This window comes from Serratia sp. szju (genome assembly GCF_044594185.1).
GTDB lineage: Bacteria > Pseudomonadota > Gammaproteobacteria > Enterobacterales > Enterobacteriaceae > Serratia > Serratia bockelmannii.
Map to the genome: position 1 here is coordinate 4,279,082 of NZ_CP172576.1, position 24,498 is coordinate 4,303,579.

General features: G+C 60.9%; 21 protein-coding genes. 12 read left to right on the forward strand and 9 right to left on the reverse strand.

What is annotated here, in order from left to right; translation table 11 throughout:
- Positions 1 to 27 precede the first annotated feature (27 nt).
- Entirely contained in the window at positions 28 to 588 is a 561-nt protein-coding gene (locus tag RE418_RS20190; RefSeq protein WP_025302601.1) for a YniB family protein, read from the reverse strand.
- Between the two features lie 185 nt (positions 589 to 773).
- Here RE418_RS20190 and RE418_RS20195 point away from each other — a divergent pair, with 185 nt between their 5' ends.
- The 4 genes from RE418_RS20195 to RE418_RS20210 all read left to right on the forward strand — a co-directional run bounded on the left by RE418_RS20195 (position 774) and on the right by RE418_RS20210 (position 5,327).
- On the forward strand, positions 774 to 2,054 hold the full coding sequence (locus RE418_RS20195; RefSeq protein WP_025302600.1) for an HdeD family acid-resistance protein: 1,281 nt from the start codon (positions 774 to 776) through the stop codon (positions 2,052 to 2,054).
- A 64-nt stretch (positions 2,055 to 2,118) separates the two neighbouring features.
- Positions 2,119 to 2,784: a hexitol phosphatase HxpB gene (gene hxpB / locus RE418_RS20200; protein ID WP_089180828.1), complete on the forward strand. Its 666-nt coding sequence runs from the start codon at positions 2,119 to 2,121 to the stop codon at positions 2,782 to 2,784.
- Between the two features lie 421 nt (positions 2,785 to 3,205).
- Positions 3,206 to 3,754 carry a metal-dependent hydrolase gene (locus RE418_RS20205; protein WP_004931456.1) on the forward strand — a complete coding sequence of 183 codons (549 nt, stop codon included), beginning with the start codon at positions 3,206 to 3,208 and terminating at the stop codon, positions 3,752 to 3,754.
- Positions 3,755 to 3,935: 181 nt separating this feature from the next.
- The gene (locus tag RE418_RS20210) at positions 3,936 to 5,327 is read left to right on the forward strand and encodes an L-cystine transporter (RefSeq protein WP_043143361.1); all 1,392 of its coding nucleotides are present in this window, start codon (positions 3,936 to 3,938) and stop codon (positions 5,325 to 5,327) included.
- A gap of 63 nt (positions 5,328 to 5,390) precedes the next feature.
- Here RE418_RS20210 and phnX read toward each other — a convergent pair whose 3' ends face one another.
- The gene (gene phnX / locus RE418_RS20215; protein WP_089180826.1) at positions 5,391 to 6,200 is read right to left on the reverse strand and encodes a phosphonoacetaldehyde hydrolase; all 810 of its coding nucleotides are present in this window, start codon (positions 6,198 to 6,200) and stop codon (positions 5,391 to 5,393) included.
- Between the two features lie 9 nt (positions 6,201 to 6,209).
- Complete coding sequence (gene phnW, locus RE418_RS20220; protein ID WP_060447254.1) at positions 6,210 to 7,313, reverse strand: 2-aminoethylphosphonate--pyruvate transaminase; 1,104 nt, start codon at positions 7,311 to 7,313, stop codon at positions 6,210 to 6,212.
- 155 nt (positions 7,314 to 7,468) lie between these two features.
- On the opposite strand from phnW, the gene phnR reads away from it, so the two are divergent.
- The 5 genes from phnR (at position 7,469) to RE418_RS20245 (ending at position 12,177) form a co-directional block, all read left to right on the forward strand.
- Positions 7,469 to 8,188 carry a phosphonate utilization transcriptional regulator PhnR gene (gene phnR / locus RE418_RS20225; RefSeq protein WP_033633223.1) on the forward strand — a complete coding sequence of 240 codons (720 nt, stop codon included), beginning with the start codon at positions 7,469 to 7,471 and terminating at the stop codon, positions 8,186 to 8,188.
- A gap of 174 nt (positions 8,189 to 8,362) precedes the next feature.
- Entirely contained in the window at positions 8,363 to 9,373 is a 1,011-nt protein-coding gene (locus tag RE418_RS20230) for a 2-aminoethylphosphonate ABC transporter substrate-binding protein (RefSeq protein WP_145956979.1), read from the forward strand.
- A gap of 2 nt (positions 9,374 to 9,375) precedes the next feature.
- The gene (phnT, locus tag RE418_RS20235; RefSeq protein ID WP_375547451.1) at positions 9,376 to 10,506 is read left to right on the forward strand and encodes a 2-aminoethylphosphonate ABC transport system ATP-binding subunit PhnT; all 1,131 of its coding nucleotides are present in this window, start codon (positions 9,376 to 9,378) and stop codon (positions 10,504 to 10,506) included.
- Between the two features lies 1 nt (position 10,507).
- Complete coding sequence (gene phnU / locus RE418_RS20240) at positions 10,508 to 11,371, forward strand: 2-aminoethylphosphonate ABC transporter permease subunit (protein WP_049205186.1); 864 nt, start codon at positions 10,508 to 10,510, stop codon at positions 11,369 to 11,371.
- A 2-nt stretch (positions 11,372 to 11,373) separates the two neighbouring features.
- A complete protein-coding gene (locus tag RE418_RS20245) occupies positions 11,374 to 12,177 on the forward strand; it encodes an ABC transporter permease (RefSeq protein WP_025302592.1) in 804 nt (267 codons plus the stop codon).
- Between the two features lie 46 nt (positions 12,178 to 12,223).
- On the opposite strand, the gene kdgR is transcribed toward RE418_RS20245, so the two are convergent.
- Positions 12,224 to 13,015: a DNA-binding transcriptional regulator KdgR gene (kdgR, locus tag RE418_RS20250; RefSeq protein WP_060432940.1), complete on the reverse strand. Its 792-nt coding sequence runs from the start codon at positions 13,013 to 13,015 to the stop codon at positions 12,224 to 12,226.
- Positions 13,016 to 13,246: 231 nt separating this feature from the next.
- Here kdgR and RE418_RS20255 point away from each other — a divergent pair, with 231 nt between their 5' ends.
- On the forward strand, positions 13,247 to 14,641 hold the full coding sequence (locus tag RE418_RS20255; protein ID WP_025302590.1) for an MFS transporter: 1,395 nt from the start codon (positions 13,247 to 13,249) through the stop codon (positions 14,639 to 14,641).
- 114 nt (positions 14,642 to 14,755) lie between these two features.
- On the opposite strand, the gene RE418_RS20260 is transcribed toward RE418_RS20255, so the two are convergent.
- The 5 genes from RE418_RS20260 to RE418_RS20280 form a co-directional block, all read right to left on the reverse strand.
- On the reverse strand, positions 14,756 to 15,463 hold the full coding sequence (locus tag RE418_RS20260) for a hypothetical protein (protein WP_399675499.1): 708 nt from the start codon (positions 15,461 to 15,463) through the stop codon (positions 14,756 to 14,758).
- Between the two features lie 336 nt (positions 15,464 to 15,799).
- Positions 15,800 to 16,684 (reverse strand): protease HtpX, encoded by an 885-nt coding sequence (gene htpX / locus RE418_RS20265; protein WP_016927998.1) that lies wholly within the window; start codon positions 16,682 to 16,684, stop codon positions 15,800 to 15,802.
- 309 nt (positions 16,685 to 16,993) lie between these two features.
- On the reverse strand, positions 16,994 to 19,042 hold the full coding sequence (gene prc, locus RE418_RS20270) for a carboxy terminal-processing peptidase (protein WP_016927999.1): 2,049 nt from the start codon (positions 19,040 to 19,042) through the stop codon (positions 16,994 to 16,996).
- Between the two features lie 19 nt (positions 19,043 to 19,061).
- Positions 19,062 to 19,772 (reverse strand): RNA chaperone ProQ, encoded by a 711-nt coding sequence (gene proQ / locus RE418_RS20275; RefSeq protein WP_004931497.1) that lies wholly within the window; start codon positions 19,770 to 19,772, stop codon positions 19,062 to 19,064.
- 96 nt (positions 19,773 to 19,868) lie between these two features.
- The gene (locus RE418_RS20280; RefSeq protein ID WP_025302587.1) at positions 19,869 to 20,366 is read right to left on the reverse strand and encodes a GAF domain-containing protein; all 498 of its coding nucleotides are present in this window, start codon (positions 20,364 to 20,366) and stop codon (positions 19,869 to 19,871) included.
- A 255-nt stretch (positions 20,367 to 20,621) separates the two neighbouring features.
- Here RE418_RS20280 and yebS point away from each other — a divergent pair, with 255 nt between their 5' ends.
- A complete protein-coding gene (gene yebS / locus RE418_RS20285; protein ID WP_025302586.1) occupies positions 20,622 to 21,869 on the forward strand; it encodes a membrane integrity lipid transport subunit YebS in 1,248 nt (415 codons plus the stop codon).
- Positions 21,838 to 24,468, forward strand: coding sequence for a PqiB family protein (locus RE418_RS20290; protein ID WP_025302585.1), 2,631 nt, complete (start codon positions 21,838 to 21,840; stop codon positions 24,466 to 24,468). Before yebS ends, RE418_RS20290 begins: the two co-directional genes overlap by 32 nt.
- Positions 24,469 to 24,498 lie beyond the last annotated feature (30 nt).

A 24,498-nucleotide genomic window follows, 5' to 3' on the forward strand; every position in this document is an offset into this window, starting at 1 on the left:
GGCGCCGTGCGGCGCCCCGATCATGGTTCAGGCCGCGCCGGCCAACTGCCCCAACAGGCGGATCACGAACCAGGCGATCACCGCAATCACGATAGGCAGGATGTACAGCGGGAAGTATTGCAGGAAGATGGTATGGTGCGGCAGCGTAATGCGCTCCTCAAGCTGTTGGCGCGTGTGCCCTTCGCTGCCCTTGGCCTGCTCCAGGATCATCTGGTCTTCCAACCCTTCGCGGATGAACTTGACCTGACGCGACATGCGCGCGCCGGAGGCCTGCAGCGCCAGCCCGACGAAGATCAGAATATAGATGATGATGAACATCAGATTGGCGCCGCTGAACAGGCTTTTATCCACGTCAGGCACCGGTGAGTTGTACCAGAAAAGGTTCAGGAACGGCGTGTTGAAACGCACCATGTCCACCATCACGTGGACAAAATCCAGCATCACTGCGTTGATGCCCTTGGTTTTTTCACTGTGCTGATAGATAAAACCCAGCACGGAAATCAGCGTCGACAGCAACGCCGGGATAAAAACCACCCATCCGAGAATGCGTTTCAAAATGGCGAGACGCCCGGCCTGTTGATACGTCATGTGTTCCCCTTGTTAGCGACGTAACCGAATCGGCTAAGTCTACCTGCAGTTGGCGAAACTCGCCCACCGTTTTCTTCACTCCCTCTGTGCTACAAGCTTAGCCGAATTCGTCGAAATCAAAAACTTAACGGCGCCGGCACACTATCATTGAAGGGGTAACGTTATCCATTCGGACAGAGGCCGCCATGATTCGACTGATTATCTTATTGCTGGGCGCCCAGGCGCTGCACGGCCAGCGCCGCCTGCTGGTGCTGTTCGGTTGGCTGTGGATAGCCGCAGGGGCGCTGATGTTGTTCGACATACTGCAGGATGGCCGGTCGGTGCTGGCGCTGGATGCGCTGGCGGTCATCCTGGCGCTGGAGGGGCTGGTGGCGATATCCGCTGCGCTGGTGATCGGCTCTTCGGCCAGCAGGCCGGTGTTGCTGAAGGGATTGGGTTTCGTGTTTATGGCCTTTTTAATGCTGGACGTGCCCGCAGACGATAACATCGTCGCCACCGTGGTGTTTGGCAGCGCGCTGCTGCTTGACGGCGCCGTGCGCATCGCCTCCTCCACGGTGATTCAACACAGTCGATGGAAAGGCGTGGCGCTGGCGGGCGGCGGCGAGATCCTGCTTTCGTTGATGATTTTTGTCGGCTGGCCGGCGCCGCATCGGATGACGGTGCCCTTTTGCCTCGGCGTGATGATGGTGCTTTCCGGCTGGGCCTTATTGCGTATCGCCCGGAGACTGACAAGCTTCTCTCTGAATCAGCACCCCGCGCGGCAGCCACCGCACCCGGAGGATGAGACTGCGCCACTCACGGTGTACGTCTGGACACCGATTGGTGCGGCTAAAGATCCGCGCCGGCGTTACATCGTCGACCGATACATCGCAGCGGTCGACGGCGGCGGCAATATCTCCACCGGTCATGCCGCCCTGGCGCTCGCGCCGGATGTGTATATCAGTCACTACCCGCTCAACGACATCAGCCATTCCGTTCAGGATTTCCGCCAGTTGTTGCATGCCGGCGAGCAGAACAACGTCGACGGGCGTTTCCTGCCCGACCTGCCGGGTGAGATCGCCGCCTGGTGCCCACCGGACAAGAAAATTCAATTCTACCGCTATAACCCGGCGGCGCTGCGCGCATTCTGGCTGCGTTATCGGCAAGACGCCACCTACAATCTGACCCGACGCAACTGCTCCACCACGGTCATCGGCGCGCTCGACAGCGCGTTGGAAGGCGTGCTGGGCGATAAACACCTGTGGCGCCGCTTTCTGTTGCTGGTGTTGGATCCCAATCTGTGGATGCTGGCGGTACTGCGCAGCCGCGGCGAAAGCATGACCTGGACGCCGGGTTTGGTGCTGGACTACGCACGCATGTTGCAACAGGTCACCGAGCGTCAACATCAGCGCTGGTGGCTAAAATTGCGCGAGGCGTGGAATATCCTGCGTTTTGGCAAAAGCCAAACGCGCAGGCAAAGGTTTTAGTCTCGTCACAGGCGATGATAAAGTGTCGGGCACATTCACCCGCGCCGGCAGGAGTTAACCGTTAATGGCTTATTCGCAACGCATTGAAACCGCAATTTTTGATATGGACGGCTTGTTGATCGACTCGGAACCGCTATGGCTGCAGGCCGAGCTGGATATCTTCGGCGCGCTGGGTTTGGATCTGTCCGACCGTCACAAGCTGCCGGACACGCTGGGGTTGCGCATCGATCTGGTGGTGAAGATGTGGTACCAGGCGATGCCGTGGCAAGGGGTTTCGCTCGATGAGGTGTCGGCGCGGATTATCGAGCGCGCCATCGAGCTGGTGCACGAGGCGCGCCCGCTGCTGCCGGGCGTTCAGCAGGCGCTGGAGCTGTGCCGCAGCCAGGGGCTGAACATTGGCCTCGCCTCCGCCTCGCCGCTGCACATGCAACAGCAGGTGCTGAAGATGTTCGATCTTGAAGGTTACTTCGATCAGCTGGTTTCCGCCGAATACCTGCCGTACAGCAAACCACACCCTGAGGTCTACCTGATCGCCGCCGAGCGCCTGGGCAGCGATCCGCTGCGCTGCATCACGCTGGAAGACTCCTTTAACGGCATGATCGCCACCAAGGCCGCACGCATGCGTTCCATCGTCATCCCGGCGGCCGAATACCGTCACGATCCGCGCTGGGCGCTGGCGGACCACAAGCTGGAGACCCTGGAACAGCTCACTCCCGCCCACTTTGCCTGACCTGCGGCGCCGGCCATCGGCGCCCTGGCTTTCCGCTCTGCGCCATAAAAGGGATCCGTGCCGCAAAACAAACGAAACATCGTTTCATTATTATTGAATCGGCATGCTGTTGTTATTATGCTGGGTGGCAGGGAAAGCGACGGCCCACGGCGCGTTGTCACTGCCACGCAGCGCGGTTCAAGGCCGCCGCTTCCTCCCGCCACACGCCAAGCCACCGTCTTTTTTCTCATCTTCATGCATCGCCCATCGCCCGCTTTTTGTTCTCGCCAGTCAAAATCGATGATTTGTTACGCAGCACCGTAACAAGCCGTTGTAAAACAGGGAAAAATAAACAATTGGTTACAGGGTAACTGCTTCCACTATTGGGAATTTTCCCATATACTGGATAAATTAACAGTTTACCAGCCGGAATCGCAACAGCATGACCGCGGAAGGACATCTCATTTTCTCTGTCGCTTGCGCGATCTTCGCCAAGAAGGCGGAAGTGACGCCAGAGCTGGCTACCGGCGACTGGTGGCACATCATACCCGCCGCGCTGCTCACCTCGCTGCTGCCGGACATCGATCACCCCAAGTCGGTACTGGGCCAGCGCCTGCGCTGGATCGCCCTGCCCATCGCCCGCGCCTTCGGCCACCGCGGTTTCACCCACAGCCTGCTGGCGATCGCCGGCGGCATGGCGCTGTTTCAGCTGGACGTGCCGCGTAGCTGGCCGATCCCGGCCGACGCGCTGCACGCCATGATCATCGGTTACTTCAGCCATCTGCTGGCCGACATGCTCACGCCCGCCGGCGTGCCGCTGCTGTGGCCGTGCCGCTGGCGTTTTCGCCTGCCCCTGCTCAACTCGCAAAAAGGCAACCAGCTGGAGCGCGTACTGTGTCTGTGCCTGGTGGCGTTTGCCATCTGCTGGCAAGGCGATTTCACCCTGCCGGTGCAATCCTATGTCGAGCAAATCAGAAATATCAGACTCTGATCACAAAAATACGCCCAACCCATCATCTTGATGTATATAAAACAAACAAAAACACACAAAAAGCTATATCAAATTCCATTTGGATATAAGTAGGCCACTCAGCAAACTGTTACGATATTTACATCGCGACATACGTGATGCGTAGTCGTTTTTATAAGAAAGATTATTGGAGACATTGGGGATGAATCTTCCGCTCGTGATTAACGTGCTGGTGTTTGTCGCGCTTCTTTTGCTGCTGGCGCAAACCCGCCACAAGCAATGGAGCCTGGCGAAAAAAGTGCTGGTCGGCCTGGTGGTCGGCGTAGTATTCGGTCTGGGCCTGCAGCTGGTGTACGGCGCCGACAACCCGGTACTGAAAGAATCCATCAGCTGGTTCAACATCGTCGGCAACGGCTATGTGCAACTGCTGCAAATGATCGTCATGCCGCTGGTGTTCGCCTCAATCCTGAGCGCGGTCGCCAAACTGCATAACGCCTCTTCTCTGGGCAAAATCAGCGTCCTGACTATCGGCACGCTGCTGTTCACCACGCTGATCTCGGCGCTGGTGGGCGTGCTGGTCACCAACCTGTTCGGCCTGACCGCCGAAGGCCTGGTGCAGGGCGCGCAGGAAAGCGCGCGCCTGACGGCGATCCAGACCAATTACGTGGGTAAACTGGCCGATCTGACCGTGCCGCAGATGGTGCTGTCGTTCATCCCGAAAAACCCGTTCGCCGATCTGACCGGCGCCAGCCCGACGTCGATCATTAGCGTGGTGATTTTCGCCACCTTCCTCGGCGTGGCGTCGCTGCAGCTGCTGAAAGACGACAAGCCGAAAGGCGAGCGCGTGCTGGTGGCTATCGACACCTTGCAGGCCTGGGTGATGAAGCTGGTGCGTCTGGTCATGAAGCTGACGCCGTACGGCGTGCTGGCGCTGATGACCAAAGTGGTCGCCGGTTCCAACATTCACGACATCGTCAAGCTCGGCAGCTTCGTGGTGGCCTCGTACATCGGCCTGGCCATCATGTTCGTGGTGCACGCTGTCCTGCTGGCCTTCACCGGCGTTAACCCGATGAAGTTCTTCCGCAAGGTGTGGCCGGTGATCACCTTCGCCTTCACCAGCCGCTCCAGCGCCGCCAGCATTCCATTGAACGTGGAAGCGCAGACCCGTCGTCTGGGCGTGCCGGAATCCATCGCCAGCTTCTCGGCGTCGTTCGGCGCCACCATCGGCCAGAACGGCTGTGCGGGTCTCTACCCGGCGATGCTGGCGGTAATGGTTGCGCCGACCGTCGGCATCAACCCGCTGGATCCGGTGTGGATCGCCACCCTGGTTGGCATCGTCACCATCAGCTCCGCCGGTGTGGCGGGCGTGGGCGGCGGCGCCACCTTCGCCGCGCTGATCGTACTGCCGGCGATGGGCCTGCCGGTGACGCTGGTCGCGCTGCTGATCTCGGTCGAACCACTGATCGACATGGGCCGTACCGCGCTAAACGTCAACGGCTCCATGGCGGCAGGCACCATCACCAGCCAGCTGATGAAGCAAACCGACAAAGCCGTGATGGACAGCGAAGACGAAGTCGAATTGGCTCACAGCTAACGCCCTCTCAGATCGAAAAAACCGGGGATTATCCCCGGTTTTTTTATGCCCCGCGTTCGGTCGTTACGGCCGCTCGCCGTTCGCCAGCCGCCGTTTGATATCGGCGATCACATCCGGTAATTGCGCCAGCGTGTCTATCACATAATGCGCGCCCGCCGCGTACAGCTTATCGGCGGCCGCCGTGCGGCGCTGCTCTATTTCCCCTGCCGCCATTTGACGGTACTCCGACCAGGTAGCGCCGAACTCGTTGCCGGACAGCGCCAGCCCGACGCTCCACATCCCGGCGTTCAGCCCTTCGGCAATGCCCGGCACCGCGTCATCGACCTTCACGCAGTGCGCCACCGCATCGATGCCCAGCGCGATGACGTTCTGCAACGCCATCCACGGCCCCGGTCGGCCGCCGGCCGCAAGATCGTCGGTGGCGACCCAATAATCCGGCGCATAGCCGCGCTGCGCGGCGGCCGGCGCCAGCACCTCCATCACCGCGCGCGGATAACCGGAGCAGGAACCGATTTTGATGCCCTGTTCGCGCAGCCCGGCAATCACCTGCGGCACGCCCTCGATGGGATCGGCAAAGTCGATCACTTTGGCGATTTGCAGCGGCATAAACGCCTGATACAGCGCGTCGATATCCTGGTGGCTCATCGAGCGGCCCAGCTTCTGCCGCCAGCGCGCGTCAACCGCCGGCAGTTTGCCCAGCGCCTCGATGTGCTGCCATTTGCCGAGCCCCATCGGAATGCGCGCCTCCGCCAGGCTGATGTCGATATCGAAGGTTTGCTTGAACGCCTCGACAAAAATCTGCGTTGGCGCAAAGGAGCCGAAGTCCACCGTGGTGCCGGCCCAGTCGAGGATCACTGCGTTGATCTGTTTCATGGTCAATCCTTATTGATTCCAGTACATCGCCTGCCCGACGGCCGCCAGCAAGCGTTCGATATCCTGCGGATAAATTTCCCCGATGTTGCCGATGCGGAAACAGTCGCTCTGCGACACTTTGCCGGGATAAATCACGAAGCCTTGCTGCTTCAGGCGCTGATAAAACTCGGCGAAGCGGTAAGTGTCGGCCTTCGGCGAATAGAACGCGGTGATGATCGGCGAGTGCAGCGCATCGTCCAGCAGGGTCTCAAAGCCCAGTTCACGCATGCCCGCCACCAGCCGACGCTGATTGGTCTGATAGCGGTGGTGGCGCGCGGCAATACCGCCCTCGTGTTCCAGCTCTTTCAGCGCCTGCGCGAAGGCCAGCACGGTGTGGGTCGGCGACGTAAAGCGCCATTTGCCGGCCTGGTCTTCCATACAGCGCCACTGGGCATACAGATCCAGCGACAGCGAGCGCGAACGGCCGGCGCATTTCTCCAGCTCGCTGCGGCGGGCGATGACGAAAGCGAAGCCCGGCACGCCCTGAATGCATTTGTTGGCGGAGCTGATCAGAAAATCGATGCCCAGCGCGTCCACATCCAACGGAATGCCGCCGAAGCTGCTCATGGCGTCAACGATAAAGGTTTTACCGTTGCGCGCCGCCAGACCGGCGACCTTCTGCAGCGGGTTGAGCATGCCGGTGGTGGTTTCACAGTGCACCATGGCGATATGGCTGATGCGCGCATCGCTTTTCAGCACCGCCTCCATCGCCGCCACGTCCGGCTCATTGATCTCGCCGCAGTCGAAAGCGTGGTGGTCAATATCCATCAGCCGCGCCATTTCGATCATTCGCGCCCCATAGGCGCCGTTGTTGACGATCAGCAGCTTGTCCTGCGGGCCGATGACCGTGCCCAACACGCCTTCCACCGCAAAACTGCCGCTGCCCTGCAGCAGCACCGCGGTGTAACCGGCGGACGGCGTCGCCAGCGCCACCAACCGTTGGCGGATGCGCTGCACCACGCCCAGGTTGTAATCTTCATCCCAGGTGCAGCTGTCATACAGCATCGCCTCTTTCACCGTTTTCGATGTGGTCAGCGGACCGGGGGTCAACAGCAGGTAGTTACGATCGGACATGTCATTCACCTATTTGGTCTATACCAGATTGCGGGCATTGTGGCGGCAAATTCCTTCCCCGGTCAAACGACAAAGCGCGGTGAAACAAAAAATTCATCTGGCTATGTATAATAAGCGCGTGCCGGAATGTCGGGCCGATGCCATAGCGAGATGAAATGAAAGAACATCAGGGCGATATGCCCCATTACCTGCAGATCAAGGATCAGCTTCAGGCGCGCATCACCCGCGGCGCGCTGCAGGCGGGCGACAAGCTGCCTTCGGAGCGCGAGCTGTGCGCCATCTTCTCTACCACCCGCGTTACCATTCGCGAGAGCCTGGCGCAGCTGGAAGCCACCGGCGCCATCTACCGCGCCGATCGCCGCGGCTGGTTCGTCACGCCGGAACGGCTGTGGCTGGATCCGACGCAGAACACCAACTTCCACCGCCTCTGCCAGGAGCAAGGGCGCACGCCGCGTACCGCGCTGCTGTCCGGCGAAAAAACCACGGTGCCGCTCGACGTGATGCAGCCGCTGGCGCTCGAGCCGTTCGATCAGGTGTATCTGCTGCGCCGCGTGCGCTATGCCGACGGCCGCGCCATCTGCTATTGCGAGAACCACTGCCTGCCGCAGCGGGTGCCGGAACTGCTCCGCCACGATCTCAACGGCAGCTTGACCGAGGTTTATCAGCAGCATTACGATTTGATTTACAGCAACATGCACCTGTCGTTCTACCCGACCGCCCTGCCTTACCGCGCCGCCAACGCGCTCGGCGCCATGGTCGGCCTGCCCGCCTTATTGCTGCGCCGCTTGAATTACGATCAGCACGGCCGCATTCTCGATTTCGATATCGAATACTGGCGCCACGACAGCCTGCGCATCGAGGTCGATACGCTTTAATCTCCTGAATATCGGGGCTGCGCCTGCCGCCCCCTTTTCTCTCCCACGCCCAATCCCCGTTGCCGGTAAATATATTTTGCCGCTTTCATTTGTTTGTCATATTCGCCGATTAGCTTGGCCGCATATCTGGTGTATACCAGTTTCGCATTAACCCGCAACAGTGAGGCTGAAGCTATGAAACTTTCTCGTCTGGTCGTGATGACCGCCATCGTACTCGGCTCCGCGCCGGCCTGGGCCGCCGATGCGGTGGTGACCGTCTACTCCGCCGATGGCCTGCACGACGGCGAACACAGCTGGTATCAAACCCAGTTTGACGCCTTCACTCAGGCAACCGGGGTCAAGGTGCAGTACGTCGAAGGCGGTTCCGGCGCCATCGTCGAGCGGCTGTCGAAAGAGCGCAGCAACCCGCAGGCCGACGTGCTGGTGACGCTGCCACCGTTCATCCAGCGCGCCGCCGCGGAAAAACTGCTGCAGGACTTCATCCCGCAGGATGCGGCGCAGATCGCCAACGCCCAGCCGCAGTTCGTGCCGCTGGTGAACAACTACCTGAGCTTCATCTATAACGCCAAACTGCTGCCGCAGGCGCCCGCCAGCTACCAACAGCTGCTGGACGCGCAGTTCCGCAACAAGCTGCAGTACTCCACGCCGGGCCAGGCGGGTGACGGCACCGCGGTGATGCTGCAGGCGTTCCACAGCTTCGGCAGCAAAGACGCCGGTTTCGACTACCTCGGCAAGCTGCAAAGCAACAACGTCGGCCCTTCGGCCTCCACCGGCAAGCTGACCGCGCTGGTCAATAAAGGGGAGCTGCTGGTGGCCAACGGCGATCTGCAGATGAACCTGGCGCAGATGCGCAGCAACCCGAACGTGAAGGTGTTCTGGCCGGCCGGGCCGGACGGCAAGCGCAGCACGCTGGTGCTGCCTTACTATGTCGGCCTGGTGCAAGGCGCGCCGCAAAGCGCCAACGGCAAAAAACTGATCGACTTCCTGCTGAGCAAAGAAGCGCAGAGCAGCGTCAGCGCCATTTCCTACGGTATGCCGGTGCGTAAGGACGTCACCCCGACCGACGATAACTTCAAGCAGTCGCAGGCGGCGCTGAAAGGCGTGGACATCTGGGCGCCGGACTGGAATCAGGTGGTGAGCAGCCTGTCCGCCGATATCTCCCGCTGGCACCAGGTGACCGAATGACGCTGACGATGCCTTCTACCCTCTCTTCCCGCGCCGAGGCGCGGGATCGCAGCCAGGACATCGCCGGGCCGTCGGGCATTCAGCTCGACCGCGTCAGCGTGTCGTATCGCGGCACCGAGGTGCTGAAACCCCTGACGCTCACCATCGCCCCCGGCGAAGTGCTGGCGCTGATCGGCCCCTCAGGCTCGGGCAAAACCACCGTGCTGCGGGCCATTGCCGGATTCGTGCAGCCGTCCGCCGGGCGTATTGCCATCGGTGACGTCGATGTCACCGACGTGCCGCCTTATGAGCGCGGCCTGGGCATGGTGGTACAGAACTACGCGCTGTTTCCGCATATGCGCGTCGAAGACAATGTGGCGTTCGGCCTGCGCGCGCAAGGCAAGCCGCGCGGCCTCACCGCCGAGCGCGTCGAAGAAGCGCTGGCCATCGTCGGCATGTCCGCCTACGCCAAGCGCTATCCCAGCCAGCTTTCCGGCGGCCAGCAGCAGCGGGTGGCAATCGCTCGCGCCATCGCGGTGCGCCCCAAAGTGCTGTTACTGGATGAGCCGCTGTCGGCGTTGGACGCGCAAATTCGCCACAGCATGGTGGAAGAGATCGCCCGCCTGCACCGCGAGCTCCCAGAGCTGACCATCCTGTACGTCACCCACGATCAGGGCGAAGCGCTGACGCTGGCGGACAAGATCGGCATCATGCGCGACGGCCACCTGATCGCCCACGGCGAGACCCGCGCGCTTTACCATCATCCCACGAACCGCTTCGCCGCCGAGTTCCTCGGCCGCGCCAACCTGCTGCCGGCCACCGCGCTGGAGACCACTACCGGGCAAGGCATGACCACCGTCAGCTGCGCCGGCAAAGTGATCGGCTGTTTCACCTACGGCGCACAACGCGGCTTCGACAAGCTGCTGTGCATCCGGCCGCAGCATATTGCGCTCGATGCCGACGCCCAGCGCAGCAACAGCCTCATCGGCACGCTGCGCGATATTCACTGGCAGGGGGAACTGACGCACCTGCAGTTCGACGTTCAAGGCCATCCTCTGCGCGTGGTCACCACCCATCGCAGCCGGATGCCGCAGATCGGCGAACGCGTGCCGCTCTATTTCGCCCCCGACGATGCGGTACTGATCGAGGACTGACATGATCGACTCTACGCTTATTCGCCCGGCCCTGCGGCTGCGTTTCCCGCGCCGCCTGTGGATCCTGCTGCCGCTGCTGGTGCTGGCGACGCTGTTTTTCTACCCGTTGGCGCTGATCGTCAAACAGGCATTTACCGACGATCAGGGGCTATTCAGCGCCGACGCGCTGCAGCAGGTGTTCGAATCCCGACGCTTTGTCGGCGCCCTGATCAACACGCTGCAGATTGCGCTGCTGGCGACGCTGGGCTGCCTGGTGCTCGGCACCCTGCTGTCGCTGCTGCTGGTGTTCACGCCGTTCCCCGGCAGCCGACCGATCGCCCGGGTGATCGATACCTTTATCGCCATGCCGACCTTCCTGATCACGCTGGCCTTCACCTTTATCTACGGCTCCGCCGGCCTGCTGAACGGCACGCTGATGGCGACCTTCGGTTTCACCCTGCCGCCGGTAGACTTTCTTTACTCCATCTGGGGGGTGATCCTGGCGGAAATCACCGTGTTTACGCCGCTGGTGATGCGCCCGCTGATGGCGGCATTGTCGCAGATCGATCGCAGCCAGCTCGAGGCCGCCAGCATCCTCGGCGCCCGGCCGGGGCGCGTGGTGCGCCAGGTGATTTTGCCGGCCGCGCTGCCGGCCTTGCTGGCCGGCGGCAGCCTGTGCCTGTTGTTGACCACCAATGAGTTCGGCATCGTGCTGTTTATCGGCGCCAAGGGCGTCACCACGCTGCCGATGATGGTCTACTCCAAAGCGATTCTGGAGTCGGATTACGCCGTCGCCTGCACGATCGCCGTCGTGAATATCGCGCTGTCGCTCGGGCTGTTCTCCCTTTACCGCTACGCCGCGGCGCGCGCCGGGCTGAGGAACTGACAATGTTGATTTGGTCCCGCACCGGACGCACCCTGACCTGCACGTTGACGATCACGCTGTTCGCCCTGTTCTTCTGCCTGCCGCTGGCGGTGATCCTGATGTCCAGCCTCAGTGAGCAGTGGAACGGCGTGCTGCCGAGCGGTTTCACCCTCAACCACTTCCGCCAAGCGTTCAGCGGCGCCTCCTGGGACGCGCTGGTCGCCAGCCTGGCTATCGGTTTCAGCGCCAGCCTGTTCGCGCTGCTGTGCGGTACCTGGGCGGCGTTGGCGCTGCGCCACGTGCCTGAACGCGGCCGACAGCTGCTGGGCACGCTGTTTTTCATTCCCAGCGCGGTGCCTTCGGTCTCTATCGGTTTGGGGATGCTGGTGGCGTTCAGCCAGGGGCCGCTGCAGATGAACGGCACCTTCCTGATCGTGCCCGCCGCTCACTTCGTGCTGATTTCCGCCTTTACCTTCGGCAACGTGATGGCCGGGTTGACCCGGCTACCTGGCGACTACGAGAACGTCGCCGCCAGCCTGGGCGCGTCGCCGCTGTTTCGCCTGCGCCACGTCACCCTGCCGATGATCGCCCCCTATATGATCTCCGCCTTCGCGCTCAGCCTGTCGCTGTCGATGGGGGAGCTGGGCGCGACCATGATGATCTACCCGCCGAGTTGGGCGACGCTGCCGGTCACCATTTTTAGCCTGACCGATCGCGGCAGCATCGCCAACGGCGCGACGCTGACCATGATCCTGGTGGCGGCCACGCTGTTGCTGATGTTAGTACTGGAGCGGATTGCTCAGCGGCTGACGCCGGGCGCAAAATAGCAACAAGGCGCTGCCATGGCGGCACCTTGTTCTTCGAAGCGAAGGGTCAGAACGGGTAGTCGTGATAGCCCTGCTGTTCGGAAATGCGTCGGGCGGCGACGTGCAGCAACGCCACATACTCCTCCCGCGCCGCTTCGGAAAAGCGCAGCGTCGGGAAAGAGATGCTCAGCCCGGCGATCGCTACCCCGAACCTGTCAAAGACCGGTACCGCGATGCAGCGGATCCCCGCTTCTTGCTCTTCGGCATCTTCGCCGTATCCCTGCGCTCGAACCCGATCCAGCACCGGCAACAGTTCGGCGGCGCTGGCCAACGTATGTTCGGTGCTGCGGGTAAACTCAATCTGCGACAGGATCTGCGCCACCTCATCCCGCTCGCGCCAGGCCAGCAGCACTTTACCGATGGCGGTGCTGTGCAGCGGGTTGCGGCGACCGATGCGCGAATACATACGCAGGTTATACATCGCGTCGATCTTGTGGATGTAGACGATGCCATCTTCGTCCAGAGCGCCGAGGTGGATGGTCTCGCGGGTAAGATTCGACAATTCGCGCATCTGCACGTCGGCGCTGCGGATCAGATCGACGTTCTGCAACGATTTGGCGCCCAGCTCGAACAGCTTGAGCGTCAGCGCATACTTTTCCGTCTCGCTCTCCTGTGAAACGTAGCCCAGCGCTTTCATGGTCTGCAGAAAACGGTAGACAGTGCTTTTAGACATCATCACCCGCTGGGACAGTTCGGTAATGCCAATCTCGCGCTCATCGCCGAGCGCCTGCAAAATGCCGAACACTTTCATCACGGATGAGACGGCATCCGGTTGCTTGTCTGAATCTGCGTTAGCCATGGTGCATACCCTACTTAACGGTTTTGTTTCAGGAAATTTAAACAAGGGTTTCAGTATAATCGGAACAGATCGCAGCGCGCAACGCAGCTGAGCGCTAAGCAATTGAAGCCAAATGGATAACCGTTGGCCCGCTCACCGCCGTTTACAATTAAGCGGACAAGGGGCATGCAATCACAGGCGAATATGATTAGCATGATAATACTCCCCTGAATAAATACCGCTGAGACCAACATGCGTCCTTGTTCCGACGGCCTCCCCGTCCCGCAACGCTATGGGGCGATCCTCGCCATCGCCCTCGGCATTACCGTATCCGTGCTCGACGGCGCGATAGCCAACGTGGCGCTGCCCACCATCGCTCGCGATCTCAACGCCAGCCCGGCCAGTTCCATCTGGGTGGTCAACGCCTATCAGTTGGCGATCACCGTCTCTCTGCTGTCGCTGGCGTCGCTCGGCGATCTGGTCGGCTACCGCCGTATCTACCAGGCCGGGTTGCTGGTGTTCAGCATCACCTCACTGTTCTGCGCCCTGTCCGACTCGCTGCTCACGCTGACCATCGCCCGCGTGCTGCAAGGCTTTGGCGCCGCCGCTATCATGAGCGTCAACACCGCGCTGATCCGCATCATCTACCCGCAGCGTTTTCTCGGCCGCGGCATGGGCATCAACTCGCTGATCGTCGCCTGCTCCTCGGCGGCCGGGCCGACGGTGGCGGCGGCGATCCTGTCGGTCGCATCCTGGCAATGGCTATTCGCCATCAACCTGCCGATCGGCATCGTCGCGCTGCTGCTGGGGATGAAATTCCTGCCGGCCAACGGCCAAAAAAGCGATAACCGCCGTTTCGATCCCACCAGCGCCGTGCTGAACGCGCTGACCTTCGGCCTGCTGATCACCGCCATCAGCGGCTTCGCCCAGGGCCAGAGCCTGACGCTGATCTTCAGCGAGATCGCCGCGCTGCTGGCGATTGGCGCGGTGTTCGTGCGCCGTCAGTTACGCCAGGAATTCCCTCTGCTGCCCGTCGACCTGCTGCGCATCCCGATCTTCGCCCTGTCGATGGGCACCTCAATCTGTTCGTTCGCCGCGCAAATGCTGGCGATGGTGTCGTTGCCGTTCTTCCTGCAAAGTGCATTGGGCCGCGACGAGGTGGCGACCGGGCTACTGCTGACGCCGTGGCCGCTGGCGATCGTGGTGATGGCGCCGATCGCCGGCCGGCTGGTGGAGCGCGTGCACGCCGGCCTGCTGGGCTGCATTGGGCTGGCGGTGTTCGCGCTCGGACTGTTCTCTCTGGCGCTGCTGCCGGCGGCGCCGTCGAATATGGACATCATCTGGCGCATGATACTGTGCGGCGCCGGTTTCGGCCTGTTCCAGTCGCCCAACAACCACACCATCATCTCCGCCGCGCCGCGCAACCGCAGCGGCGGCGCCAGCGGCATGCTGGGCACCGCGCGCCTGCTGGGGCAAACCTCGGGGGCTGCGCTGGTGGCGCTGATGTTCAACCTGTTCCCCACATCCGGCACCCACGCTTCACTGATCCTGGCTGGGGTGTTCGCCACCCTGGCGGCGGCCGTCAGCAGCCTGCGCATCACCCAATCGACGGCGCAAGCGGCGCAGCCGAGCCGCGAGGTGAAATAGCGGGCATAAACGAGCCGGGCTCCCATCGATTGTAAAACCGACGGGGCCAGCACTGACGGCCGGCCTGAGCCGGACCGCGTCGGACGCAATGCCGTGAGCATTGTAGGCCAGGCGTTAGTCTCCGTGCCTCAAGGGGCTTCGGCCTTGTCGTAAACAGGCTAAATAGGCGTCGTCATCCGGATACCAGCCAACAATGCGTTGGCCGTCGTGATCCATCCCCTCGAAGGCTTTCAGTAGGCCGGGGGTGAACATGCGCTTTATCAGATCTTCGGACTGCGCGCTGTCGATTCGACAGTCACAGCGCGTCTCTCCGTCAACCTGAACGAAGTTCTGCAACGAAGCGAGACATCGCGCGTCGAGGTCGCCATGGACATGGATAAACTCCCCCGTTTCTACCAGGGTGAGCGCGGTCAGGTCTCCCCCCACCACGAACGCGCTGTCGTTTCCTGAGCTGCAATAGGCATGGCGTATGCGGACATCGTCACGCACGACCAGTCCGCCCCAGCAAATCAGCGTATCCGCCTGCAGCCGCCCCAGCACGACAATGCCGCCGTCCTCTCGCTGCGGTGACACCGCCAGGCATCCCTCCACGATCACATCGCCGTCCACGATCAGGTAATCGTAATCGTGGCCGTCGTGCTCGTCGGGGAAAAACGCCGGCAGGCGCAGATCGCCTGAATGCCAGCGAATAGCCGGCGGTTCATCATCGTCATCATGCCGGTTCAACAATTCCGCAACCGCATAGGCGACACCGCCAGCCAATGCGGCCAGGCGCGCCGGTACCTCATCACCGTTGAGTAAGGGAAGGTGGTTGATTTTCATAGGGCCTCAGGGACAAATGTCATTGCGCCAAAGCATATAACATGCGCATCCAAAGCCAAACAGGCGGTCGTGACCGAGCCCGATGCGGCTTGCCCTCTCACCGGATGGACTGGCACCGTGCCGGCCCAGACCGAGAGGCCGAAAGACGCTGTTTGCAGGTGGGCTTCAGGGACTTCGGACGCTGCTGCACCGCGTTAACGCCCGTAAATTCTGGTAAAGCGCTTTACCCCATTCATCGCCGAATTTCATTGCTGAATCCGCCGCCGCTGAAAAAGCGGTTCAGGCATGCCATAAAAAAACCCCGGCAAGCCGGGGTTTTTCCTTTCATTCAGCCGATTACTTCAGGTACTGGCCGGAACGCAGCGCTTCGATACGCTTGTCGAGCGGCGGGTGCGACATGAACAGCTCGCTGAACGACTTGGATTTGCCGTTGATGCAGAACGCCATCATGCTGCCCGCTTCCTGCGGTTCGTAGCTGGTTTTCAGGCGCTGCAAGGCGGCGATCATCTTCTCGCGGCCTACCAGTTTGGCAGAGCCTGCGTCGGCATAAAACTCGCGGTGACGCGAGAACCACATGGTGATGATGCTCGCCAGGATGCCGAACACCAGTTCCAGCACCATCGACACGGCGAAGTAAATCATCGGGTTGCCGTTGCCTTCCCCTTCGCCATCACCGTCGCGGTTGCCGAGGAAACCGGCGGCGACCTGCGCGATCAGGCGTGAAATGAAGATGACAAAGGTGTTCACGATGCCCTGAATCAGGGTCATGGTCACCATATCGCCGTTGGCGACGTGGCTGATTTCGTGCGCGATGACCGCTTCCGCTTCGTCGCGGCTCATGCTCTGCAGCAGGCCGGTGCTGACGGCGACCAGCGAGGCGTCGCGGCGTGCGCCGGTAGCGAAGGCGTTGATGTCCGGCGCGTGGTAGATAGCGACCTGCGGCATGGCGATGCCCGCCTGCTGCGACTGACGGCGTACCGTTTCCAGCAGCCAGTTTTCTGTTTCGTTACGCGGTTGTTCAATCACTTCCCCGCCGACAGAGCGCAGCGCCATCCACTTGGACATCAGCAACGACACGAAAGCGCCGCCGAAGCCGAACAGACCGGCCATGATCATCAGGCCCTGAACGCTACTGGATTGGATTCCTGTCAGGCTGAGCACCAGCCCGAAAACCAACATCACCGCCAGGTTGGTGAGCAGGAACAGAGCTATACGCATCATAAATTGTTTACTTCCTCATAAATGTTAACAAAACGCTGTCTAAGATACCCTAGATCGTATGGGCATCCGTCACAGTTTCAAGAGTCGCGCGTCATTAACCTACTAAAAATACGAAACTTTACAAAAACGGCGCGCGACCGGGATTTGGCAAATTGTAAACGATTGTTGCGTAAGGCGTAGGGTTTTTTACCCTAAATTTGTCAGGCGATGCATCAGCCCACCTCCCTTCACCCTGCTGGGAAGCCGGCTTTCGCGTCGCCATAAAAAAACGCACCCGAGGGTGCGTTTTTCATCCTGCCGTACGCGGCCTTATTTGGCCGGCGTTGGCTGCTGAGCGGGCTGATCTTTTTCCAGATGAGCCAGGTCCAGCGCGATATGCACGGATTCATCCAGGTACGGATCCGGCTCCTGGTAATCCTTAGGCAGATCGTCGAGCGATTTCAGCGGCTTCTTGCCCGCGCGTTCCAGACGCTCGTTGATGCGTTTCAGACGGGTCGCGTCGTCATCGTGGTTCTCTTTCTCGCGCACCGCCAGATTGAGGGACACGATGTTGCGTTTATCCTTCAGCGCCTTGTAATGCGCGATATCCTGCGCGATGTACTGGAACTCTGGATTTTGCGCAATGCGCTGCTGGTGATCTTTCAGCAGCTCCGGCTCGAACGGCGTCATATCGCCTGTCTTGCTGTAGGTCGCCGCATTGATGCTGTCCCACGGCATAGCGTTGTCTTCAAACGCTTCGCCGGTTTCCGCCGGATCGACGCCGGTCGGCATCAGAATGTCCGGCGTCACGCCCTTGCGCTGGGTACTGCCGCCATTGACGCGGTAGAACTTCTGAATGGTGTACTGCACCGAGCCAAGCGCTGGCCACTCAGGGCGCAGCATCTGGTCGTAGATGCGGTTCAGAGAACGGTACTGCTGCACGGTGCCTTTACCGAAGGTCGGTTCGCCGACGATCAGCGCACGGCCGTAATCCTGCATTGCCGCCGCGAAGATCTCGGAGGCGGAGGCGCTGAAGCGATCGACCAGCACCACCAGCGGGCCTTTGTAGTAGGTCACGCCGTCGGTGTCGGCGTCTTCACGCACTTTGCCGTTGTTGTCGCGCACCTGCACCACCGGGCCGCTCGGAATGAACAGGCCGGACAGCGACACCGCTTCAGTCAGCGCGCCGCCGCCGTTGGTGCGCAGATCGATGATCACGCTCTTGACGTTCTGCTTGGCCATCTTCTGCAGCTGCACTTTCACGTCATCGGTCAGACCGACGTAGAAGCCAGGGATGTCGAACACCGCCACCTTCTCTTTGCCGACGGTCTTGATGGTCATTTTCACCGCGCGGTCTTCCAGGCGAATACGCTCGCGGGTCAAGGTGACCACGCGGGTTTTGGTGCCCTTGCCGGCCGGCAGGACTTCCAGACGCACCTTGCTGCCTTTCGGCCCTTTGATCAACGACACCACGTCGTCCAGACGCCAACCGATCACGTCCACCATCGGTTTGCCGGCCTGGCCGACGCCGACGATGCGATCGCCTACGGTGATCGCCTTGCTCTTCGCCGCCGGTCCGCCCGGCACCATCGAGTTGATCAGGGTGTAGTCGTCATCCATCTGCAGCACTGCGCCGATGCCTTCCAGCGACAGGCTCATCTCGGTGTTGAACTGCTCGGTGTTGCGCGGAGACAGATAGTTGGTGTGCGGGTCGATTTCATGCGCAAAGGCATTCATCGCCAGTTGGAAGACGTCTTCGCTGTTGCTTTGCGTCAGGCGCTTGATGGCGAACTGATAACGCTTGGTCAGCGTGTCGCGGATTTCTTTGTCGGTCTTGCCGGTCAGCTTGAGGTTCAGCTCGTCATACGTGACTTTCGCATCCCACAGGCTATCCAGCTCGGCCTTGTCTTTCGGCCACGGCGCTTTGCTGCGGTCGAGATCGATAGTGCCGTTGCCGGTGAAGTTCATCGGCTTGTCCAGCAACGACAACGCATAGGTGTAACGCTCAAAGCGGCGTTTCTGCGCCAGATTGAACAGCGCGTAGAAGGTGTCCAGCTTGCCGGTTTTCAGCTCTTCGCCAACCTGATTGCGTTTGCCGGCGAACTGCGCCACGTCGGAGGCCAGCAGCACGTTATGGTTGTAGTCCAGCATGTTCAGGTAGCGATCGAAGATCTTGCCTGAAAACTCCGCATCGAGGGCGAACTGGCGGTAATGAGAGCGAGTGAAGCGCGAGGTGACGCGCTCACTCACCGTAGCGTGCTGGGGTTCCTGTTGCAGTTGGGGCAGTTGGCCGATGCGGATGTTGGCTGTTTCCGCGCCGTAACTGACACCCGCCCACAGCAGCCCTGCAATCGCTGTTAATCTGACGAATTTGTTCATGCCTGGGTTGGCCTCCGTATCAGAACTGCAAGTGTTCTGCGCGCACAATCATCGCCAGACCGGAAGAGAGCTGCACACGTACGCCATCTTTAGCGATTTCGAGTACGGTAGCATCCATCGCGCTCTTGCCTGCTCTGACTTTGATTTCCTGGCCAATTTGCAGTTTAGAGATATCCGTGACTGGCGCATAACGCGGCTGGCTTTCCTCTTTGGCTGCACGAGGTTGGCGAGCGGGCTGTGGGCGAGTTTGTGGGCGCGGCTTGCGGTTTTCCGGCGCGGCTCCGCCTTCGCGACGTGCAGCAGGCTTTTTACCGGCTGGACGCGGACGGCGCGGAGCGGCATCGGCGGATTCGCCGGCGGCTTCACGTTTTTTGGCGTTTTGTTCGGCACGCTGTGCCTGAACGCGCGCTTTGGCTTCTTCAAGCTGCTGGCGAGCATGATCGACATGCTGCTGCTCAAGTTCACCGCACGGATTGCCGTCCAGATCGACGCGCTGTGCGCCAACCTTGACACCGTACAGATAACGCCAGCTTGAGGTATATAGGCGCAGGGCAGAACGCAATTGCGTTTTGCTGAGATTTTCTTCCCCCTGCACGCGCTCTACCAAATCCTGAAAAATACCGATTTTCAGCGGACGAGCTTCGCCTTCGGCGCTAAAGCAGAGCGGAAAACGCTCGGCAAGAAAAGCAATGACTTCTTTACTAGAGTTCAACTTAGGTTGATTTTCCATGAAATTTCCTGATTACAACGGTATTGCCAACAAGCCACAGGCATGAACAGGCGTCATTATAATGACGCCATCGGTAATTGCCACGTTAACCGTCGATCAACTTGCCGCTACAGTCACATATTTCGCACTGTCACACTGTTCCAGTTGCTCACAAAGCCCCGCCACCACTGCTTTCAGGCCCACTTCATCCTGTTCGTCGAAGCGTTGATAAACCGTGCTGTCGATATCCAAAACGCCGATCGCTCGGCCGCCAACCGCCAGCGGCAGCACGATTTCCGCGTTGCTGGCCGCATCGCAGGCGATATGGCCCGGAAACGCATGCACGTCACCGACGCGCTGCACGCGATTTTCCGCCACCGCCGTGCCGCACACGCCCTTGCCCACCGGAATGCGCACGCAGGCAATCTTGCCCTGGAACGGCCCCAGCACCAGCTGGTCGCCCTCCATCAGATAGAAACCGACCCAGTTCACGTCATCCAGACGCTCGTTGAGCAACGCGCTGGCGTTGGACAGCGCCGCGATAAAGTTGGTTTCCCCGCCGAGCAACGCGCTCAGGTCACGTTTTAATTCCGCGTAGAATTGTTCTTTTGTCATGTGTTAACCATTGAAACAGTGAAGATGGCCAGAAGCCCAAAGCTTAGGCCCTATAAAATAAGCATTAAATGCGTATAGCCACAAGGTTAATCATCTGTTGCTTCACAAAACCCCGTCGCTCGGGGTATGTTTGCCGCTCAGAATCCCGGTTTACCTCGTTTTACCGTCCGGCGCCCGATCGCCGGTGACGCGGCCGGTTTATTTTTCAGCTACGCTGACACTTCCGGCGGGCTCAAGGGCAGCTACTTGTCAAAAATGAAAATACACGCGATCACCGCTCCCCTTTCCAAAGCGCGTCACCAGCGCTGCTGCGAGTGCGACCTGCTGTTCGTGCTGCCGCCGCTCAGCGGCAATCAAGCCGCCTATTGCCCGCGCTGCAACGCCAAGGTGGTGAACGGCCGCGACTGGTCGATGACGCGTCTGACCGCCATGGCGATCGCCATGCTGCTGCTGATGCCGTTCGCCTTCACCGAACCGCTGATCAGCATTCGTCTGCTCGGCACGCGCATCGACGCCAGTTTGCTGGAGGGCATCTGGCAGATGAGCCGCCAGGGCGATCCGCTCACCGCCAGCATGGTGGCGTTTTGCACCCTCGGCGCCCCGCTGACGCTGGTGCTGTCGCTGCTGTACCTGCGCGTCGGCCATGCGCTCGGCATGAACCTGCGCCCGGTGCTGCTGATGCTGGAGCGGCTCAAAGAGTGGGTAATGCTGGACATTTATCTGATCGGCATGGCGGTGGCGGCGATCAAAGTGCAGGATTACGCCGACATCCAGCCCGGCAGCGCGCTGATCGCTTACCTGTCGCTCACGGTGCTGAGCATCCTGACGCTGATCCACGTCAACCTGGAGCAGCTGTGGGAGCGCTACTATCCGCAGGAACAGCCGGAAGGCCCGCCGACGGCGCTGCACATCTGTCTGTCCTGCCACTATACCGGCTATCCCGACGCGCGCGGCCGCTGCCCGCGTTGCCATGTGCCGATGTGCCATCGCCAGCCCTACAGCCTGCAGAAAACCTGGGCGGCGCTGATCGCCGCGATGATCCTGCTGATACCGGCCAACCTGCTGCCGATTTCCATCATTTACGCCAACGGCACGCGGCTGGAAGACACCATTTTCTCCGGCGTGGTCTCATTGGCCACCTCCGGCAACGTGCCGATCGCCGCTATCGTGTTCATCGCCAGCGTGCTGGTGCCCTTCACCAAGGTGATCGTGCTGATCATGCTGTTGCTGAGCATCCACTTCAAAACCTCGCACAGCCTGAAAACGCGCATTCGTCTGCTGCGCCTGGTCACCTGGATCGGCCGTTGGTCGATGCTCGATCTGTTCGTTATCGCCTTGATGATGTCGCTGGTAAATCGCGATCAACTGTTATCTTTTACTATGGGACCGGCCGCGTTTTACTTTGGCTCGGCGGTCATTTTGACTATTCTTGCCGTTGAATGGCTCGATAGCCGATTGATTTGGGATGCACATGCAACAGGAAACGCCGACTACACCGACTGAAGCGCGGGTCAAGAACAAACGCCGCATTTCACCGTTCTGGTTACTGCCGTTCATCGCCCTGCTGATCGCCGGGTGGCTGGTCTATAACAATTTCCAGGAGCGCGGCACCACCGTCACCATCGATTTCCAATCAGCGGCAGGCATCGTCGCCGGCCGCACGCCGGTGCGCTACCAGGGCGTTGAGGTCGGCACGGTGCAAAAAATCAGCCTGAGCAAAGATTTACGCAGCATCGTGGTGGAAGCCAGCATCAAAAGCGATCTGGAAGACTCGCTGCGCGAAGGCACCCAGTTCTGGCTAGTGACGCCCAAGGCCTCGCTGGCCGGGGTATCCGGGCTCGATGCGCTGGTCGGCGGTAACTATATCGGCATGATGCCCGGCAGCGGCAAGGAGCAAACCCACTTCACCGCGCTCGATACCCAGCCGAAGTACCGCCTAAACACCGGCGAACTGATGATTCACCTGCATGCCGACGACCTGGGTTCGCTCAACAGCGGCTCGCTGGTCTATTACCGTAAAATCCCGGTCGGCAAGGTGTATGACTACACCATCAGCGAAGGCAACAAGGGCGTGACCATCGACGTGCTGATCGACCGCCGCTTCGCCAACCTGGTGAAGAGCAACAGCCGCTTCTGGAATGTCTCCGGCTTCAAGGGCGATTTCAGCCTGTCCGGCGCCACGGTGCAAATGGAGAGCCTGGCGGCGCTGGTCAACGGCGCCATCGCCTTCGATTCGCCGGCCGATGGCCAGCAGGCCAAGGGCGATCAAAGCTATACCCTGTATCCGGATCTGGCCCACAGCCAGCGCGGCGTCAATATTTTGCTGGATCTGCCGAGCGGCAACAGCCTGAGTGAAAACCGCACGCCGCTGATGTACCAGGGACTGCAGGTCGGCACCCTGACCAAGCTGACGTTGCAACAGGACAGCAAAGTCATCGGTGAACTGACCATCGATCCTTCGGTGGTCGATCTGATGCGCAGCGGCACCCGCATCGTGATGCGCAGCCCGCGCATCAGCCTCAACGACGCCAAGCTCAGCCAACTGCTGACCGGCACCACGCTGGAACTGGTGCCGGGTGAAGGCGAACCGCAGCAGCGCTTCAACGTGCTGGACAGCAGCGAAACGCTGTTGCAACAGCCGGGTGTGCTGACCGTCACGCTGAATGCGCCGCAAAGCTACGGCATCGACGTCGGGCAGCCGCTGGTGGTGCACGGCGTGAAAGTCGGCCAAATCCTGAGCCGCACCTTGACCGCCGGCGGCGTGGTGTTCACCGCCGCCATCGACGCGCAGTACCGCGGCCTGCTGCATAAAGACAGCAAATTCGTGGTCAACAGCCGTCTCGACGTCAAGCTGGGCATTGACGGTATGGAAGTGCTCGGCGCCAGCGCCCAGGAATGGGTGGACGGCGGCGTGCGCATTATCCCCGGCAGCAAAGGGGAACCAGGCGGCCAGTACCCGCTATACGCCAACAGCGAAAAAGCCGAGGAAGGCATCGTCGGCAACGCCCCTTCTACCACCCTGACCCTCAGCGCCACCAGCCTGCCGGACGTGCAGGCCGGCTCGGTGGTGCTGTACCGCAAATTCCAGGTGGGCGAGATCGTCAACGTCCGGCCGAAGGCCAACGAGTTTGAGGTGGACGTCTACATCAGCCCGGAATACCGCAAGTTGCTGACTCGCGAAAGCATCTTCTGGGCCGAAGGCGGCGCCAAAGTGCAGCTCAACGGCAGCGGCCTGACGGTGCAGGCCTCCCCGCTCAACCGCGCGCTGAAAGGCGCCATCAGCTTCGACAACCTGCAGGGCGTGACGCTGAACAAAGGCGCCAACCGCGTGCTCTACGCCAGCGAAACCGCCGCTCGCGCGGTGGGCAGCCAAATCACGCTGAAAACCTACGACGCCAGCAAGCTGTCGGCGGGCATGCCGCTGCGTTACCTCGGCATCGACGTCGGCCAGGTGGAGTCGCTGCAGCTGGCGCCGGAGCGCAACGAAGTGTTGGCTAAAGCGGTGCTGTATCCGGAATACGTGCAGACCTTCGCGCGCCTCGGCAGCCGCTTCTCGATCGTGTCGCCGGAGATCTCCGCCGCCGGCGTCAGCAACCTCGATACCCTGCTCCAGCCTTATATCAACGTGGAGCCGGGGCGCGGCCGCGAGCTGCGCACTTTCGAACTGCAGCAGGCCAGCATCACCGACTCGCGCTATCTCGACGGCCTGAGCGTCGTGCTCGACGCCGCCGAAACCGGCTCGCTGCAGATCGGCACGCCGGTGCTGTTCCGCGGCGTAGAGGTCGGCACCATCACCGGTTTCTACCTTGGCGCCATGTCCGACCGGGTGCACGTTGCGCTGCGCATCAGCAAGAAGTATCAACATCTGGTGCGCAACAACAGCGTGTTCTGGCTGGCGTCGGGTTACAACCTGCAGTTCGGCCTGACCGGCGGCGTGATCAAGAGCGGCACCTTCCAGCAGTTCATTCGCGGCGGTATCGCCTTCGCCACCCCGCCGACTATTCCGCTGGCGCCGAAAGCGACGCCGAACAAGCACTTCCTGCTGAATCCGGAAGAGCCGAAGGACTGGAAAACCTGGGGCACCGCCATTCCGCGCGATTAACTTTCGCGTTTTCCTCAGGGCCCGGCAATG

What these genes read in the sequence shown, in the direction of transcription:
- RE418_RS20190 (WP_025302601.1), bottom strand. Translation starts at nt 588, where the DNA reads ATGACGTATCAACAGGCCGGGCGTCTCGCCATTTTGAAACGCATTCTC.
- RE418_RS20195 (WP_025302600.1), top strand. Translation starts at nt 774, where the DNA reads ATGATTCGACTGATTATCTTATTGCTGGGCGCCCAGGCGCTGCACGGC.
- hxpB (WP_089180828.1), top strand. Translation starts at nt 2,119, where the DNA reads ATGGCTTATTCGCAACGCATTGAAACCGCAATTTTTGATATGGACGGC.
- RE418_RS20205 (WP_004931456.1), top strand. Translation starts at nt 3,206, where the DNA reads ATGACCGCGGAAGGACATCTCATTTTCTCTGTCGCTTGCGCGATCTTC.
- RE418_RS20210 (WP_043143361.1), top strand. Translation starts at nt 3,936, where the DNA reads ATGAATCTTCCGCTCGTGATTAACGTGCTGGTGTTTGTCGCGCTTCTT.
- phnX (WP_089180826.1), bottom strand. Translation starts at nt 6,200, where the DNA reads ATGAAACAGATCAACGCAGTGATCCTCGACTGGGCCGGCACCACGGTG.
- phnW (WP_060447254.1), bottom strand. Translation starts at nt 7,313, where the DNA reads ATGTCCGATCGTAACTACCTGCTGTTGACCCCCGGTCCGCTGACCACA.
- phnR (WP_033633223.1), top strand. Translation starts at nt 7,469, where the DNA reads ATGAAAGAACATCAGGGCGATATGCCCCATTACCTGCAGATCAAGGAT.
- RE418_RS20230 (WP_145956979.1), top strand. Translation starts at nt 8,363, where the DNA reads ATGAAACTTTCTCGTCTGGTCGTGATGACCGCCATCGTACTCGGCTCC.
- phnU (WP_049205186.1), top strand. Translation starts at nt 10,508, where the DNA reads ATGATCGACTCTACGCTTATTCGCCCGGCCCTGCGGCTGCGTTTCCCG.
- RE418_RS20245 (WP_025302592.1), top strand. Translation starts at nt 11,374, where the DNA reads ATGTTGATTTGGTCCCGCACCGGACGCACCCTGACCTGCACGTTGACG.
- kdgR (WP_060432940.1), bottom strand. Translation starts at nt 13,015, where the DNA reads ATGGCTAACGCAGATTCAGACAAGCAACCGGATGCCGTCTCATCCGTG.
- RE418_RS20255 (WP_025302590.1), top strand. Translation starts at nt 13,247, where the DNA reads ATGCGTCCTTGTTCCGACGGCCTCCCCGTCCCGCAACGCTATGGGGCG.
- RE418_RS20260 (WP_399675499.1), bottom strand. Translation starts at nt 15,463, where the DNA reads ATGAAAATCAACCACCTTCCCTTACTCAACGGTGATGAGGTACCGGCG.
- htpX (WP_016927998.1), bottom strand. Translation starts at nt 16,684, where the DNA reads ATGATGCGTATAGCTCTGTTCCTGCTCACCAACCTGGCGGTGATGTTG.
- prc (WP_016927999.1), bottom strand. Translation starts at nt 19,042, where the DNA reads ATGAACAAATTCGTCAGATTAACAGCGATTGCAGGGCTGCTGTGGGCG.
- proQ (WP_004931497.1), bottom strand. Translation starts at nt 19,772, where the DNA reads ATGGAAAATCAACCTAAGTTGAACTCTAGTAAAGAAGTCATTGCTTTT.
- RE418_RS20280 (WP_025302587.1), bottom strand. Translation starts at nt 20,366, where the DNA reads ATGACAAAAGAACAATTCTACGCGGAATTAAAACGTGACCTGAGCGCG.
- yebS (WP_025302586.1), top strand. Translation starts at nt 20,622, where the DNA reads ATGAAAATACACGCGATCACCGCTCCCCTTTCCAAAGCGCGTCACCAG.
- RE418_RS20290 (WP_025302585.1), top strand. Translation starts at nt 21,838, where the DNA reads ATGCAACAGGAAACGCCGACTACACCGACTGAAGCGCGGGTCAAGAAC.